The organism is Marisediminitalea sp. (assembly GCF_984433645.1).
The window spans coordinates 1-16,026 of record NZ_CFIDRX010000098.1 but is presented as its reverse complement, the minus strand read 5'-3'; the positions used below and the strand labels follow the sequence as shown (position 1 = coordinate 16,026).

Genomic DNA, 16,026 nt, shown 5'->3' with positions numbered 1-16,026 from the left:
ACTAAATTCATTCAGGGATGATGCACTATGTATTTCTGGGACACGGATCGCCTGGCTGCATTGTTAGCCAAAGAGGAACTCGGTCAAGGCCAAAAAATCAGGTACTACATTGCCTGCTTCTATTTGCAAACGGCCAGCACGGTATTACCCATGTACTTATTTGGCTTATCGTATTCATTGGATGTGATCACACTCGCGTCATACGTTGCATCGTTGGTGGTATTCCACCTTGGTGCACTCAAAGTTTACAAAGCCTGTGCGCACTACCAGAAGGCCGGCGTACTAGACACGGTGATTGTGCTGAGTCTGCCTGTTTGTATCAAAGTGCATTCCGTATACTGGCTTGTATACGCAGTTGTCGTATACGCCCTTACCACTGCCGAAGGGAACTGGTACCTTTGGGTCATTTACAGTTTTAGCGCTATGCCGATTATGATCTGGTTTCAATTCAATTTGATCAGGAATGCCGTAGTAAGAAATTATGGTTAACTAGCATAGAATTACTACCCCCGACGTTGTCTTGCCAGTATGTCATACGCCCGTTCAGAGTATCATTCAGTGCCCTGTTTCATATCCAGTAGCCGCTGTAATTCATCAGAGTCGTTACGTTTAGCCACATCGATTGCCTGGTTTAACGCAGCACTTGCCAACGTTTTATTGCCTGTTTCCTCATACGCAAGATACAGGCCTTCAAGTGATGCAATGGATTCCGGATATAAACTCACCGCGTATTTGAAGGTCTCAATGGCATGCTCGATATCAATGTGTTCAGAAAACAGCGCGTGGTAGCCGTAATCCAACAAGTTTTCCTCAGCAACTTTCTGTTTCGCGCCAATCCGACCAGATAAAGACTCAACATACGACTTCATGGCTTCCAGCCCTTTATACACAATGGCTTCTGGGATCCTGTAGCCTTCATAGAGGGCTCGCAGAGCGTGAACGCTGCCCACCAATGGTATGGTGGCATGGCTTTCATTACTCAGATTTTGATGAACCCAACGCAATGACTGAGTGGAATTGGCTTTCAGCACAGATTTTACGTGATCAACAAATCGAAATTCGTCTGGTATATCATCAAGCAGATAACTGTTATTGAAATAGAGAAACTGCTTGGGGTGCGTGTCTTTTTGCAGGTACTGCCGCAGGCTATCAACCACCACACCATTGTCCCAATCCAGTGAGCCGTCATTAACCAGATACGCATCAAACGTGGTTGGAGAAGTATACAAGTGGTACATCACGTACAGCCCGGCCGCCGAATGCCCCCAGATAACCTTGTGCCCATCAATGCGATAGTCCGCCTTTAGCGCGCTGAGCAGTTCGTTGTTAATGAAGTTTGAAAAGGCCTCAGCGCCGCCATCACCATGCCAATCTGGCGAGTCTGTGGGCGTAAAATCCCGCAATCGATTTACTGAAGACAGCGCAACGATCACATGTTCGGGTATATCACCGGCTTCCGCCAAAAACTGAGCGTTATTAGCGACAAGATCGCCATAGTGGTCGCCATCCAGCACTAGTAACAACGGATATTGCCGGGAAAATTGCTCATAGTTTTCAGGTAACGACACGCGATAAGCGCGCTGTTCCTTAAGGATCTGTGATTTTATGTGTTGCTGGGGCAGCCAGTCTACTCCGGCAGTGGCCAGCGGTGACAATAAAAAACACAGGTAAAGCAGTAACATTAACCCCTTATTCATACCAACTCCGTTTGGATTGTAGTGAGAAAGATATTGGGGTCTGAATGGATTTAACAAGTACTAACAGTGTCTATAGAGCGATGTACAATTAACGCGACACGGTGTTCTAGAAGTCAGTGAGTGCGGTTCAGCGTCTCCAGTTCGCTTCTTAAAATTTCTACCCTTTGCTCCATGGGTAGCATTTGTTGGTGAGCTTCATTGTGGGGCTCAAGGTTATTTCTTGCATAAGGTTCATTCGGGCAATTCAGCATCCTTGTGGCAACAGCAACGCACACGGGTTCTTCTAACTCGTTGTTTGCAATAGGATCGTAACTTACCGTACAACCCGACAAGGCCATCAAAACGCCGCCAGAACAAACAGCAGACAACTTCTTAACGGTACTGCGTGTGAATAGTAAAGACATACTGCTCTCCCTGCTTTTTTGAAAATGATAACCCGGTCTAATGCCGGGACAACGTAGATAAACTCACCAAAGACACCACTTCTGACCTTTGCAAGCCCCCAGAGTTCACTCCCCTGATAAAGTAGCACTTCAGGCACTGCTCCGCTATACTGTCAACTGGTTAGACCAGAATCGTATTACTGCATCTCTTATGACAATCCCTAAACCGATCACGATTACCTGTTCAGACGGCGTAAAGTTAGCTGCGACACTATACCCAGCGAAGAAGCTCGCCACAGGAGCAATTATGATTGCGCCTGCAACGGGTATTGGTCAGCGTTTTTACCAACATTTTGCCAAGTTTTTGAGTGAGCAGGGCTTCGCTGTACTGACCTACGATAACCGGGGCATCGGCGAATCTGACAAACATAAACAGATCATGCGCAATGCATCACTGCAGTGTTGGGGCGAGCTAGATATGCCAGCGGTTTTGGATACGTTAAAATCCTTGTATCCTGATATACCGCTACATTTAATTGGCCATAGTGCTGGCGGGCAGTTAGTTGGCCTCATGCCTAACAGCCACCAGCTTCATAGCTTTGTTACGTTTGGGAGCTCTTCAGGTAGCTTGCGTAACTTCGACTGGCCCTACAAATTCAAAGCCCATTTCTACATGAACTGTTTTATACCGCTTACTAACCTGTTGTTTGGGCAAACTCAATCTCAATGGGTGGGAATGGGCGAGCCATTACCAAAACGCGTGGCTGCTCAATGGCAGAAGTGGTGTAACGGTCAGGGTTATGTGAAAACCGAATTTGGCAAAGGTGTAACCCGGCATTATTACGATGACCTGACTCAGCCTTCGTTGTGGTTAACAGCCACCGACGATGAAATTGCGCGTCCGCAGAACGTCGATGAAATGCTGGCTGTTTACAGCCGCATTAAAGCAGAGAAGAAGTCCCTCAACCCCACAACGTACGGCCTGAGTCATATTGGACATATGCGCTTTTTCTCGCGCCAGTGTTTGCCGTTGTGGTCGATCGCCAGTCAATGGCTACAAAAACAAACCGCATAAAAAAAGTGGGCAGTCCCTTGCCCACTAAGGGTTAAAGTGCCAATACGGTCTCGTTACCTGCAGTAATACTGGTTTCAGTTACCGCCTGGAAGGTAAATCCATCGTCCGCGTTTTCATCTGATTCTGGTTCGTCAACGTCAGCCAAACAACTAAATGCAACCGTGTAGTCACCAGCAGGTAAGTAGCCCGCTACATAGCTGTATGAGTCAGAAGCTTCATCGTAATTCACCGTGGCAATAGCGTAGGGAGACACCTCTTGCGTATCGCTTGGGTTGTCCGCATCGTCGCCTAGAACGCCCGCGTCCAGGTTTACATCACCGTAAATATACACGGCGTTTCCTACATCGCTGTCGGCTTTAACACTGCAATCCGGATGCGTAATCAAGTCAGAGGAGATGGTACCGCTCAGTGTACCGACATCGCTATTTGCAACCAGGCGTACACCGCGAGGCTTCAGGAAGTAAGTCGTAGTTTGTCCTACCGGGTCGACGACACTTTTACGCAGGTCAAACTCGACGGTGTAAGCCGCCTCAACATTAGGCAACGCAACAAAGCCATCCAGCTTCAGTTCGCCGCTTGGGACAGCAAGATCAAATGTGCCTATGTCAGTAGAAATGTAAGAGTCGTCTGTTACAACCAATCGAAGCTGCGAGTAAGTACCTAGCGGGATTTCTGTAGCAGAAACAATTTCAACAAAGGCATCGCCCTGATATTGCAGCAAATCGATTGCCATCGGATCGCCATTGCCATCGCGTACATCAAAGGTTTGATTGCCTTCTTCGCCAATCAACTCCACCGTATCGAAATACACCACCACTTCATTAGCCTGATCAACAGGGGCGTCAGAAACAGCTAATGAAAACGACGTACTATCAGGCTCGTTACCGGCGTTATTTGGGTTGCTGTCGGAACCCGAGCCCCCGCACGCAGCTAATGTACTGACCACGGCACTAATCAGGACCGCTTGGGTAATGGGTTTTAAATTGAATTGACGTAGAGACATCATAACTACTCCGGAATGCATTTATTTATCATTACAGAGAAGTGAGTATCAAAGCGTATGCCAACTACAATAAAAGTCTAATTTTCATAACGTTAGGGTGTATTTTAAGTATTACAAGATAAAGGACAGTGTGAAAGTGTTGCAAGGTGGCAACAGAAAGTACACGGTAGCGGGAAACAAAAAGGGCAACCTGATGTTGCCCTTGAAATCAGCTTCGCGGTTAAATACTAACGCGCTTGTATGGCCGGTATTCGGCCCGCCAGAAATTGCGTTCAATGCTGGCTAGCAGGTGCTCGTCGGTTTGCTCTAACGCCAGACCTTGCTGCATGGCAACTTTGGCAACAGCAAAAGCAATATCCCGACTTAGCTGGGATATTTTACGTAGCGGTGGCAACAACTCACCTTCACCCGTATTAGCTAATGGCGATGCGTCTGCCAGCGCATTACTGGCCGCCATCAGCATTTCATCACTGATCAGGCGGGCTTTAGCGGCAATCACACCAAGGCCAATACCAGGGAAGATATAGCTGTTGTTGCACTGCGCAATCGGATAGGTTTTACCATTGTACTCAACGGGTTTGAACGGGCTGCCTGTGGCGATAATCACTTCACCTTCGGTCCACTCGATGACCTGCTCAGGACGCGCTTCGACCTGACGTGACGGGTTACTCAACGGGAAGATAATCGGCATATCACTGTTGCGCTTCATAGCGTGAATCACTTGCTCTGTGAACAAGCCTGGCTGACCAGATACGCCAATTAACACGTCGGGCTGGGCGCAATTCACCACGTCCAGTAACGACGGGTATTCGCCGCTAAATGACCAGTCTTTCACTTCATCAGCGCTGTGCTGTAAGCGTTGCTGGAAGTCGCGTAACCCTTCCTGCCCTTCCATAACCAGACCGTAACGGTCGATCATAAAGATTTTCTTACGCGCTTCCGCGTCAGACAACCCTTCCTGCACCATTTGCTGGATCAGCATCTCTGCAATACCGCAACCAGCAGAGCCCGCCCCGACAAACACAATATTCATGGCCGATAGTTTGGCTTTGCGCATTCTGCATGCGGCCAGAATGGTTCCCAACGTCACTGCCGCAGTACCCTGAATATCGTCGTTAAAACAACATACGCGGTCGCGATAACGCTTCAGAAGTGGCATGGCATTAGGCTGAGCGAAGTCTTCGAACTGGATCATGGCTTCCGGCCAGCGCTTACTCACCGCGCGCATGAACATATCGAGGAACTCGTCGTACTCTTCCTGACTGATACGCGGATGACGCGCGCCCATGTACATAGGGTCGTTCAGCAGCTTTTCGTTATTGGTACCCACGTCCAGCATTACCGGCAGCGTGTAAGCAGGCGAAATCCCGCCACACGCGGTGTAAAGCGAAAGCTTACCGATAGGAATACCCATACCGCCAATTCCCTGGTCGCCAAGACCAAGAATACGTTCACCGTCGGTTACCACAATGACTTTTACTTTGCGCTTAGTCGCGTTGCGGACGATATCATCGATTTGATGGCGCTCTTCCCAACTGATGAACAAGCCGCGGGAGCTGCGATAGATATCAGAAAACTGTTCACAGGCGTCCCCCACTGTTGGGGTATAGATGATAGGCATCATCTCTTCAATGTGACGCTGAATAAGGCGGTAGAACAGGGTTTCGTTGGTATCCTGGATGGCACGCAAATAAATGTGTTTATTCAGCGGCTCGTCAAACGAGCTGTATTGCATATAAGCACGTTCGACTTGTTCTTCGATGGTTTCGTAACGGGGCGGTAATAAACCGGTAAGGTTAAAGGCGGTTCGTTCGCGCGCAGTGAACGCACTGCCTTTGTTCAGCAGCGGGGTCTCCAGTAGCGAGGGCCCCGCATGAGGGATATACAGATAGCGCTTATCGTCATCAGACATTGTAGTTAACCATTTATTTTTTTGCATTGTCGTTTGGCGCAAACGTTAGAAAATTTCCTCTACGTCTACACTTTCTTCATCCTGCTGAGCCGGATCGTCGATGTCATCTTCAAGCACATAAACGGTTGGCTCAGTGCCCCGCAGGAAATATTCGAATAGTGTGGTATGGTCAGTGCGCCGGGTCAACTTTCCACTGGTACGATCAATGCGTACGCGCACAATGTCATCAGGTACTGGCATGGGCGCTTCAGGCTCTCCATCCAGGGCAACCTGCATAAATCGTATCCAGGCAGGTTGTGCCGCATTGGCACCACTTTCTGCCCCAACCAGCGCATTACCTATCCAGCCGAAGCGCTCCGGATTGCGGGCGGCAAGGGGGCGGTTATACGCTGCACGCCCCAACTGGCGGCTCATATCATCAAAACCAACCCAGGCAGTTGCCACCAGATTACGGTTGAAACCACTGAACCAGGCATCTCGTGAATCATTGGTTGTACCGGTTTTACCGGCTAAGTCTTCGCGCCCAAGGATATTGCTGGCTCGCCAACCGGTGCCTTGCCAACCGGTTTTTTTACTGTAGCTACCATTGTAGCGCACAGCGGTTCGCATCATTTCGGCAACCAAGAAGGCATTTTGCGAAGAGATCACCTGAGGAGCAGGAATCACCTCCTCCTCTTCGCCCTGCGGTGCCATTTGCTGATTTAACTCAGCAGCCAGCAAGGCTTCAATATCAATATCCTCTTCGTTGACCGGGGTGGTTGTCTCAGTGTCTTTGTTGCACTCACCGCAGGCAACAACCGGATTGTGCTTCCACAATACTTCGCCAAATTCGTTCGACACACGGTCAATAAAATAGGGTTCAATTAAATAACCGCCGTTAGCTATCACTGCCATGCCACGCACTATTTCAAGCGGAGTATGTGAGCTTGAACCTAATGACACGGTTTCGTCGCGGTGAATATCAGCGCGGTCGAGACCAAATCGGGTCAGGTGCTCTATGGTGTTGTCGAGCCCGACGCCTCGCAGCAACCTTACTGACACAACGTTTTTCGATTTACCCAGTGCAACGCGCATTCGAATTGGGCCATCGTATTCCGCTGGCGAGTTTTGTGGTCGCCATGCGACGCCTGTGGCTTCATCCCATTCGTTGATAGGCGCATCATTAATAACGCTGGCTACGGTATAACCGTGTTCCAATGCACCGGAATAGACAAAGGGTTTAATGTTTGAACCCACCTGACGTTTAGCCTGGGTGGCGCGGTTGAACTGACTCTGATAGAAACTGTATCCGCCCACAATGGCTTGCACGGCGCCATTTTTAGGATCCAGTGCTACAAAGGCTCCTGCCACATCCGGCAATTGCGCGAGTCGCCATTGTCCGTCCATTTCACGGATATACACAACGTCGCCTGGTGACACTATGTCGCTGGCGGTTTTGGGTGGCTCGCCCTGACGACTGTCACTGATGTAAGGTCTGGCCCAATCCATCCCTTCCCACTCAATGGCCCGTTCAATGCCAGTCACATCACGGGTAACAAAACGCTGCTCTTCAACGGCAGTAACCGCAACCGGGAACACAAACCCATACGCTCCCGCGTTGTCCAGTGCCATCATTACCTGTTCTTCGGTGATATCACAGGGCCAGTCAGCATACATAGCCGGTGTATCGCAGAGTGTTACTGACGAGTCGGTTAGTTCAGTAGTCGCGTTGCCTGATGCAGATTTACCGTCTTCCTCAGGCCATAACCTGGCTACCGGCCCGCGATAACCGTGACGCTCATCATAGTCATGCAGGTTTTGCTTCACCGCGCGCTGAGCCGCTTGCTGCATGTGTGAATCTGCCGTCGCATACACCTGGTAGCCACCGGTTTCGGCCTCTTCTTTGCCGTATAGCTCAACCATTTCGTTGTAAATCAGGTCAGCTAAATACGGGGCATCGAGTTCAATTTCGGCGCCGTGTTTTTTAGCGGTTACCGGTGAATTTAACGCCTCGTCGAATTGCTGGCGGGTGATGTACCCCTCATCCAGCATACGCAGTAATACAATTCTGCGACGTTCCAGGGAACGGTCCGGGCGACTGATTGGATTTAACACAGACGGCGCTTGCGGTAACCCGGCCAGCGTTGCAATTTGGGCCAGAGTGAGTTCGTTCAGCTTTTTGCCGTAATACACTTGTGCAGCTGCACCAAAACCAAAGGAACGGTGGCCAAGTTCAATTTTATTCAGATAGAGTTCAAAAATTTCGTCTTTGGAGAGCTCTGCTTCCATGTGCAAAGCAATGAACACTTCTTTGATTTTACGGATGTAGGTTTTTTCGCGGGTCAGGAAGAATCCTCGCGCTAACTGCTGCGTAAGCGTACTGGCACCCTGACTTTTCTCACCGGTGATCACCAGGTTAATGAAAGCCCGGGTGATGCCGATAGGATCAATACCAAAGTGGTCATAAAAACGGTTGTCTTCGGTGGCCAGTATGGCTTTTTTCAGTAAATCTGGCGTTTCGTCCAGTGTTACCGGAATCCGTCTTTTGACACCGTATTGGGATATCAGTTTACCGTCGTGGGTATAGATACGCATAGGCGTCTGCAACCGCACGTCCTTCAGGATAGCAACGCTGGGCAGATCAGGTTTGATATAGAAATAGATACCCGTTAGTACAATGCTTCCGAGCAATCCGGCAATAATGCCAAGTTTTAATAAGGTTTTAATGTACTTCACGATACGATATTTCAGGGCTTTTTTGCCAAAATGACTTATATTTTATACCTAAGTGTATTTATTAGAACCATTTAATAGAAAAAAATTCAGTAACATCATATGGTAGAAATTTACGCAGGCGCGCAAAGGCACGGTTTATATGTTGAAATCGCTGTTTAAAAAGAAGCAACCACCCATTGTCGGTCTCGACATTGGGACGCGTTGTATAAAGGCAGTGGTGCTGGAAGGCAGTGAGGGTGATTACACCTTAACGGCTTTTGCTTGCGAACCCATTATTAAAGACGCGTTTAAAGAACGCGAAATCACAGACATGGAAGCGGTCAGTCTGGCATTGCGCAAAGTGCGTAAAGCGATGAAGAGCAAACTGAAGCCCGCGGCCATTGCTGTTGCTGGTGCGTCAGTGATCAGTAAAGTGGTCCATATGGAGCCAGACCAAACTGACTTTGAGCTGGAAGGCCAAATTGAAGTCGAGGCCGACAGCCTTATTCCCTACCCCCTTGAAGAAGTCTATCTGGATTTTGAAGAACTTGGCATGAGCGAAACCCATGCTGGCAAAGTAAATGTGCTGCTAACCGCTGCCCATAAAGACGTGGTCATGCTGCGCTCTACCTTGGTCCGCGAGCAGGGGTTTGAACCGCTCGTGGTCGATGTAGAAGGGTATGCACTGGGCAACGCCATTGACCACTTCTACCCGAACAAAGGGGAAGATGAGCGCGTTTGCTGTATCAATATCGGCGCCTCATTGTTGCAAATGTGTGTATGGCAATCTGGTGAAGTGGTGTACAGCAAGGAGCATAACTTTGGGGTCGACATGCTGATTCAGGACCTGGCACTGATCCACATGCAGGACCGCAAAGACACCGAAGAACAGCTAATTACCCAACAACTCCCGGCAAATTGGGAAACGGATACACTGCCGGTGTTCGCCGCTAACTTACAGCAGCAAATTAACCGCGCGTTGCAGATGTACATGAGTACCGTGCACGCCGACCGCCCGGATCGTATTTTAATATGTGGTGCGGGTGCTGTTATGCCAGCACTGGTTGACACACTGCAACAAGACCTGGGTATTGATGTCGACATTTTTAACCCGTTTACGCAAATCAAACTGGGTGACAAAGTGAACGAAGAACAGGTTAATCAACTGGCGCCTATGATGGTCATTGCTGCCGGGCTTGCTAGCAGAGGGTTTTCGTCGTGGCACATGTAAACCTCTTGCCCTGGCGTGAACAGCGCCGCCAGAAACAGAAGCAACAGTTTTTAGTGACACTGGCGCTAGTCGCCGTGTTCTGCGGCCTGATTTTTTGGTTAATTGGCCAGTTCATTGAAACGCAAATCAGTAACCAGAATACCCGCAATCAGTATCTGCAAACCGAAATTACGGCATTGGAAAGCCAAATTGCCGAAATCAAGCGCATCAAAGACAGTAAAGCTGCTATCGAACAGCGTATGGCCCTGATTGAACAACTGCAAAGCAGCAGAAACATCACCCCCAACATTCTGGATGAACTTGCCCGATTAGTCCCACCCGGTGTGAGCTTTAAATCGATGATCCGCAAAGGCGCGCAAATTGAAGTTCGCGGCACCAGCGAGTCGAACAACCGTCTGGCTGAGTTTATGCGACAGCTGGAAAAGTCCAAAGTGTTTACTGCCGGTGATTTGTCTTCCATTGTGGCCGACACCAGCGCCAGTGACGCAGTCAGTGAATTCACGCTGACCTTTTCAATTAGCCAGGTACTTGCCAACGCCCAGCGCGAGGCAGAGCAGAAAGCGAAGGGAGGCAAAAAATGAAGTTTGACGTGTCTCGCCTGAAAGAAATGAACGATCTGGATTTTGAACAGGTTGCGGTATGGCCGTTTGAAATCAAAGTTGTAGTGTCGCTGTTTGTTGCCGTTGTAATTTGTGGCATCAGTTACTTTGCGATTGTCAGCCCCAAATTACCTTTGCTTGACGCTGCGGAGAAAAAGGAAGCCGAGCTTAAACTGCAATTTGAGGCCAAGTATCGACTGGCAGTTAACTTAACCGCGTACAAACAACAATTGGCTAAAATCGAGGAAGACTTTTCCTCCATGCTCAAATCGTTACCAACACGTAACGAAACACCCGGCTTACTGGATGATATTACATACGTAGGTACCAGCGCCGGACTCACTTTCCGGTTAATTAACTGGGAAAATGAAATTCCTAAAGAGTTTTATACTGAGCTGCCGATAAAAATCGAAGTCAGTGGTGGTTATCACAATATTGGGGAGTTTGTCTCAAAGGTAGCCGGCTTGCCGCGCATTGTTACGATGCACGATTTTGAGTTAAAGGCTGAACAGGAAGGCCTGAAGCTAAGTCTATTGGCGAAAACCTATCGGGCAGCGAATACCAAGAACGAAGGGGACAAGAAATGACACCCTTACGCCTATTGGTAACACTGGCTTTGTTAGGCTTAACAGCGGGTTGCGCACCGCAAATGGACGATTTAGTTGCTTACACCAATCAGGTAAAGCAAACTACACAGTCTCGCATTGAGCCCTACCCGGAATTTACGCAGCAACCGGCATTCGTGTACAGCGCTTCTGAATTCAGAAGTCCGTTCATGCGACCCCAGCGCGATCAGGCGCCTGTTGTAACCCAGGTCAAGGCAAACTGCACGCAACCGGATTTGACCCGGGCAAAAGAGCCTTTGGAGTCTTATGGCATTGATGCGCTGCAATTGACCGGTAGTTTCCGCTCTAATGGCGCTGACTGGGTATTGTTTAAAACCAATGACGGTAATTTGTACCAGGCGAAAGCCGGGAATCGAATTGGATTGTTTTTTGGCAAGATTATTAACGTAAAAAACAACAGCGTGATCATTGAAGAGTTAGTGCCTGATGGCACCGGATGCTGGCAGCGCAAAGAAACAACGCTCGCGATGGGTTCGTGAGCAGGAGAAGAACAAGATGTCTAAGCGATATATCTTTAACGAAAGACTCAACAAGCGTAGCAGACGCCGCTCCTGGTTTGTGGGATTAGCGGTAACGCTGTTGCTGGCGAATGTCGTTGCCTCTGAGTTAAATGCGCAGGAATCTCCGCAATTACTGAACCCAAACGCCGCTGAACAAACCGTATTTCAGTCTACCCTGAAGGATATTGCTTTCACTCGCAGTGCTAATCAAAGCGCTGTGACCACCTTCACCTTTTCAAACAGCAAAGGCCAACCGCAGCTCATTGAAGCAAAAGGGAAGTTAGTACTTACTCTTCCTAAAACTGAACTAGGTAAAGACCAGCTGGTAGAGTTAGATGTCACCGAATTTGGTACACCTGTTACCATCATTGAAACATTTCAGGAAAAAGAGTCCTCTCGCGTAGTGTTTAACTACGAAGGAAAAGTGGTTGCCAACGCAGAGCAGGACGGAAAAATACTGCGCGTCTCTATTTCGCCAATGAGCGAAGAGCAGGTAGCAAATCTTGAACGCAGTCAGTACGAAGGTGAGCCCATTTCCTTGGATTTTCAGGATGTGCCGGTCCGTCAGGTATTGCAAATTATCGCCAAGGTAAATGGCTTTAACCTGGTCACCACCGATACGGTAAGTGGCAATGTGACCATTAGCTTAACGGGCGTGCCGTGGGATCAGGCGCTGGATATGATTCTAAAGATCAAGGGCCTGGACAAGCGCCGCGAAGGCAACATTTTGCTGATTGCGCCTAGCGAAGAACTATCGCAAAGGGAAACTCAAAAGCTGCAAAGCGACCAGCAGGTAGCACAACTGGCGCCATTATCCTCTGCCAGCATTACCGTTAATTACGCTAAGGCCGCTGAACTGGCGAATATCCTCAAAGCCAACGAAGGCAGCGGTGGCATTCTTACCGAGCGCGGTACGGTAACGGTTGATGAGCGCACCAATACCCTGCTCGTGCGCGATACCATTGAGTCAATTGATGAAGCGCGCAAAGTGATTGCTTCACTGGATATTCCGGTTAAGCAGGTGTTGATTGAGTCTCGCATGGTGACAGTACGCGACAATGTAGGCGAAGACTTCGGTGTACGTTGGGGCTTCTCCGATCGCCAGGACGACAACGGCGTGTCGGGCTCACTTGAGGGTGCTGAAACAATTTCTGGCGGTGTAGTGCCGGATTTAGGTGATCGCCTGAACGTGAACCTGCCAGTCACCAGTGCAGCCGGTGCGATTGGCTTTCAAATAGCCAGCCTGGCAGACGGCACAATTCTGGACTTGGAATTATCAGCGCTGGAAACCGAAAACAAAGGTGAGATCATCGCCAGTCCGCGCATCACCGTTGCAAACCAACAGGAAGCTTATATTGAACAGGGTACCGAAATCCCTTATTCACAAGCGACTTCTAGCGGTGCGACATCGGTAGAATTCAAAAAAGCGGTATTAAGCCTGAAAGTAACCCCGCACATTACCCCCGACAATCGTATTATTCTGGATTTGGTAGTCACTCAGGATACGCGTGGCGAAACCGTTGCGACTGCAACCGGTGATGCCGTAGCGATTGATACGCAGGAAATCAAAACCCAGGTGCTGGTCGAAAATGGCGAAACCATTGTATTGGGTGGTATTTTCCAGCAAGTGAACAGCAACGATGTCAGCAAGGTGCCTCTGTTTGGTGATTTACCTGTCGTTGGTGCGCTATTCAGAAACAGTTCAACGGTGTATCAGAAACGCGAACTGCTCATTTTCGTTACGCCCAAAATTGTAACGGAAGACTTTTAATCGAGAACAGGCCGGGCAAAATGCCTGTTCAAACAACCAGACAAGCCGTACATACCCGCCTTTTCAGGTCGCTACGGCTTTGATTTCCCCGATATATTCAAAACATCTGCCCCAATGTTGCAACAAAACTTGCATAGAGGTCTGAGAAACTGAGATAATCCCGCCCTCGAAATTTTTACGAGGTTTTATGTATGTGCTTATTAGCGACAAAATAAGCACGTGTGAATGGGTGGTTGAGGAACTCAGGCAACGCTGCCCTTAACATTGATAAGTTGTGAAATAAGCAAATATGGCTGAAAAACGTAATATCTTTTTGGTTGGTCCAATGGGCGCAGGTAAAAGTACCATTGGTCGTCACTTAGCAGATGAACTACATCTGGAATTCTACGATTCTGATCAGGAGATTGAACGTCGCACTGGCGCTGATATTACCTGGATTTTCGATTTAGAAGGCGAAGAAGGTTTCCGTAAGCGCGAAGAGAACGTCATTAACGACCTTACCGATAAGCAAGGTATTGTGTTGGCTACCGGTGGTGGCTCGATCATGACGAAAGCGGTGCGTAACCGTTTATCAGCTCGCGGTATCGTAGTGTATTTACAAACAACTATCGACAAGCAGGTCGCAAGAACACAACGCGATAAGCGTCGTCCATTGTTACAAAAGGACGATCCAGAGCAAGTATTAAGAGATCTTGCTGAAAAGCGTAATCCACTTTACGAAGAAGTCGCTGATTACGTAGTCGATACCGATGATCAGTCTGCACGCGCAGTCGCAAATCAAATCATCAGCAAAATTGGATTATAAATTTCTTTAGGAGCTACTTCGATGTCAATCTTAACTGTAGAACTTGACGATCGTAGCTACCCCATCCAAATAGAAGCCGGCTTATTAAATCAAGCCGGCTTTTTTGTGCCTTATATTAAAGGACCGCGGGCAGTTATCGTCACCAACGAAACCATTGCACCGCTGTATTTGGAGAAGGTAATTGCAGCCTGTGGCGATAAAAACGTCGACGTTGTCACGTTGCCCGACGGCGAACAATACAAAACACTGGAACAATATGGAGTGGTCATGACCCGCCTGCTGGAAATGAATGCAGCGCGAGACACCACACTCATTGCGCTTGGTGGCGGTGTTATTGGCGACCTGTGTGGTTTTGTGGCTGCCACCTACCAGCGAGGCGTGCCATTTATTCAGGTGCCCACCACATTGCTCTCTCAGGTAGATTCTTCTGTGGGCGGTAAAACTGCCGTTAACCACCCACTGGGCAAGAACATGATTGGTGCCTTCTACCAACCTATTCTGGTCGCTATCGATATCGATACTTTGAACACCCTGCCGGCACGTGAATTCTCGGCTGGCATGGCAGAAGTCATTAAATACGGCATTATCTATGACAGCGCCTTTTTTGAGTGGCTGGAAGCCAACCAACAAGGCCTGAAGGATCTGCAGCAAGCAGAGCTTGCCCATGCAATCTTCCGCTGCTGCCAAATCAAAGCTGAAGTAGTTGCACAAGACGAGCGTGAAGGCGGTATTCGTGCATTGCTTAACTTAGGGCACACATTTGGTCATGCCATCGAGGCCGAGCAAGGCTATGGTAACTGGCTGCACGGTGAAGCAGTTGCGGCTGGTATTATCCTTGCTTGTAAGACAGCAGAGAAGCTGGATTGGCTAACACCGTCAGAAACCCGTCGTGTGGCGGAGCTGCAACAGGCATTTGCATTGCCCGTTGAAGGCCCGGAAACCATGACATACAGCGATTACATGCGTCACATGGCCCGCGACAAAAAAGTCGAAGCCGGACACATTCGCTTTGTCATCCCACAAGGCATCGGTCATGCGGTGGTTACCAAAGATGTTAGTGAAGCCATACTCACTGAACTACTGAGCCAACCTGCTGGTTAATAACGGGCTTTAAAGGGTGAATCCGTGTCGTCTGAACTGCATGACAGACTTGAATATCTGGTCAATTATTCGTCTCAGCTAATTTTTGTTAGCGGAGACTCTATTGCAGAACAGCAACGCACGCTGGAGTCGTTTGTATTTCAGCAGGCCGACAACACCGAGCTGGCATTTATAACCGCGAATGACGACATGCAGGTCACCGATTACCGTCGGGATGTGTGTCGTCAGTTACTCGGTCAGGTCATTGGCAGCTATGTGCGCCCGCTCAACGAACTATTGGCTGACCTGAATCATCACAACGGTCCGGTCCTGATCACCATTACCAATGCGCAGTTCCTGCCAAACCAATTCCTGCAAGAGTTGTGGGAGTTGGTTCTGCAAAGCCGCTTTGCCAACAACAAACAACACCTGAACGTGCTGCTGTTTGGTGAGTCAGAGTGGGCGGAACAAGCTAAACAATGGCTGCCGGCTAAAAATACCGACACACCCTTACTTATCAGCAGTCAGTCTGTGACTCGCGACAACTACGGTAGCGACGTCGACAAACTGCTGGCTCAGCGCCGCGCAGCCTTTGACCGCTACCGCCAGGCCAAAGGTCAGGCACATATTGAAACCCGGCCCAACAGACT

Annotated in this window: 15 protein-coding genes; 10 read left to right on the top strand and 5 right to left on the bottom strand. The window is 49.0% G+C overall.

Annotated elements, in window-relative coordinates; genetic code table 11:
• Positions 1 to 27: 27 nt before the first annotated feature.
• Positions 28 to 489, top strand: coding sequence for a hypothetical protein (locus tag AC4MRN_RS13015; RefSeq protein WP_491203518.1), 462 nt, complete (start codon positions 28 to 30; stop codon positions 487 to 489).
• Between the two features lie 62 nt (positions 490 to 551).
• On the opposite strand, the gene AC4MRN_RS13010 is transcribed toward AC4MRN_RS13015, so the two are convergent.
• Both AC4MRN_RS13010 and AC4MRN_RS13005 read right to left on the bottom strand, forming a co-directional pair.
• Positions 552 to 1,697 (bottom strand): alpha/beta hydrolase, encoded by a 1,146-nt coding sequence (locus tag AC4MRN_RS13010; RefSeq protein WP_491203517.1) that lies wholly within the window; start codon positions 1,695 to 1,697, stop codon positions 552 to 554.
• 113 nt (positions 1,698 to 1,810) lie between these two features.
• The gene (locus tag AC4MRN_RS13005; protein WP_491203516.1) at positions 1,811 to 2,101 is read right to left on the bottom strand and encodes a hypothetical protein; all 291 of its coding nucleotides are present in this window, start codon (positions 2,099 to 2,101) and stop codon (positions 1,811 to 1,813) included.
• A 190-nt stretch (positions 2,102 to 2,291) separates the two neighbouring features.
• Here AC4MRN_RS13005 and AC4MRN_RS13000 point away from each other — a divergent pair, with 190 nt between their 5' ends.
• The gene (locus AC4MRN_RS13000; RefSeq protein ID WP_491203515.1) at positions 2,292 to 3,155 is read left to right on the top strand and encodes an alpha/beta hydrolase family protein; all 864 of its coding nucleotides are present in this window, start codon (positions 2,292 to 2,294) and stop codon (positions 3,153 to 3,155) included.
• A 31-nt stretch (positions 3,156 to 3,186) separates the two neighbouring features.
• Here the strand turns inward: AC4MRN_RS13000 and AC4MRN_RS12995 are convergent, their stop codons facing one another.
• The 3 genes from AC4MRN_RS12995 to AC4MRN_RS12985 all read right to left on the bottom strand — a co-directional run bounded on the left by AC4MRN_RS12995 (position 3,187) and on the right by AC4MRN_RS12985 (position 8,785).
• Positions 3,187 to 4,161, bottom strand: a complete 975-nt coding sequence (locus AC4MRN_RS12995) for a DUF4382 domain-containing protein (RefSeq protein ID WP_491203514.1) — start codon at positions 4,159 to 4,161, stop codon at positions 3,187 to 3,189.
• A 217-nt stretch (positions 4,162 to 4,378) separates the two neighbouring features.
• The gene (locus AC4MRN_RS12990) at positions 4,379 to 6,070 is read right to left on the bottom strand and encodes an NAD-dependent malic enzyme (protein WP_073324317.1); all 1,692 of its coding nucleotides are present in this window, start codon (positions 6,068 to 6,070) and stop codon (positions 4,379 to 4,381) included.
• Between the two features lie 45 nt (positions 6,071 to 6,115).
• The gene (locus tag AC4MRN_RS12985; protein WP_491203513.1) at positions 6,116 to 8,785 is read right to left on the bottom strand and encodes a penicillin-binding protein 1A; all 2,670 of its coding nucleotides are present in this window, start codon (positions 8,783 to 8,785) and stop codon (positions 6,116 to 6,118) included.
• Positions 8,786 to 8,927: 142 nt separating this feature from the next.
• Between AC4MRN_RS12985 and pilM the strand changes: the two genes are divergently transcribed.
• The 8 genes from pilM to AC4MRN_RS12945 form a co-directional block, all read left to right on the top strand.
• Positions 8,928 to 9,995, top strand: coding sequence for a type IV pilus assembly protein PilM (gene pilM, locus AC4MRN_RS12980; RefSeq protein ID WP_488801794.1), 1,068 nt, complete (start codon positions 8,928 to 8,930; stop codon positions 9,993 to 9,995).
• Positions 9,983 to 10,576 (top strand): PilN domain-containing protein, encoded by a 594-nt coding sequence (locus tag AC4MRN_RS12975; protein ID WP_073324314.1) that lies wholly within the window; start codon positions 9,983 to 9,985, stop codon positions 10,574 to 10,576. Before pilM ends, AC4MRN_RS12975 begins: the two co-directional genes overlap by 13 nt.
• Positions 10,573 to 11,181 carry a type IV pilus inner membrane component PilO gene (locus AC4MRN_RS12970; RefSeq protein WP_073324313.1) on the top strand — a complete coding sequence of 203 codons (609 nt, stop codon included), beginning with the start codon at positions 10,573 to 10,575 and terminating at the stop codon, positions 11,179 to 11,181. Before AC4MRN_RS12975 ends, AC4MRN_RS12970 begins: the two co-directional genes overlap by 4 nt.
• Positions 11,178 to 11,699, top strand: a complete 522-nt coding sequence (locus AC4MRN_RS12965) for a pilus assembly protein PilP (RefSeq protein WP_491203512.1) — start codon at positions 11,178 to 11,180, stop codon at positions 11,697 to 11,699. Before AC4MRN_RS12970 ends, AC4MRN_RS12965 begins: the two co-directional genes overlap by 4 nt.
• Positions 11,700 to 11,715: 16 nt before the next feature.
• Positions 11,716 to 13,491 carry a type IV pilus secretin PilQ gene (locus tag AC4MRN_RS12960; protein ID WP_491203511.1) on the top strand — a complete coding sequence of 592 codons (1,776 nt, stop codon included), beginning with the start codon at positions 11,716 to 11,718 and terminating at the stop codon, positions 13,489 to 13,491.
• A gap of 289 nt (positions 13,492 to 13,780) precedes the next feature.
• Positions 13,781 to 14,296, top strand: coding sequence for a shikimate kinase AroK (aroK, locus tag AC4MRN_RS12955; protein WP_073324310.1), 516 nt, complete (start codon positions 13,781 to 13,783; stop codon positions 14,294 to 14,296).
• Between the two features lie 21 nt (positions 14,297 to 14,317).
• A complete protein-coding gene (gene aroB, locus AC4MRN_RS12950; RefSeq protein WP_491203510.1) occupies positions 14,318 to 15,397 on the top strand; it encodes a 3-dehydroquinate synthase in 1,080 nt (359 codons plus the stop codon).
• 24 nt (positions 15,398 to 15,421) lie between these two features.
• Positions 15,422 to 16,026: AAA family ATPase (locus AC4MRN_RS12945; RefSeq protein WP_491203509.1), on the top strand; the 605-nt coding region annotated here is incomplete at its 3' end.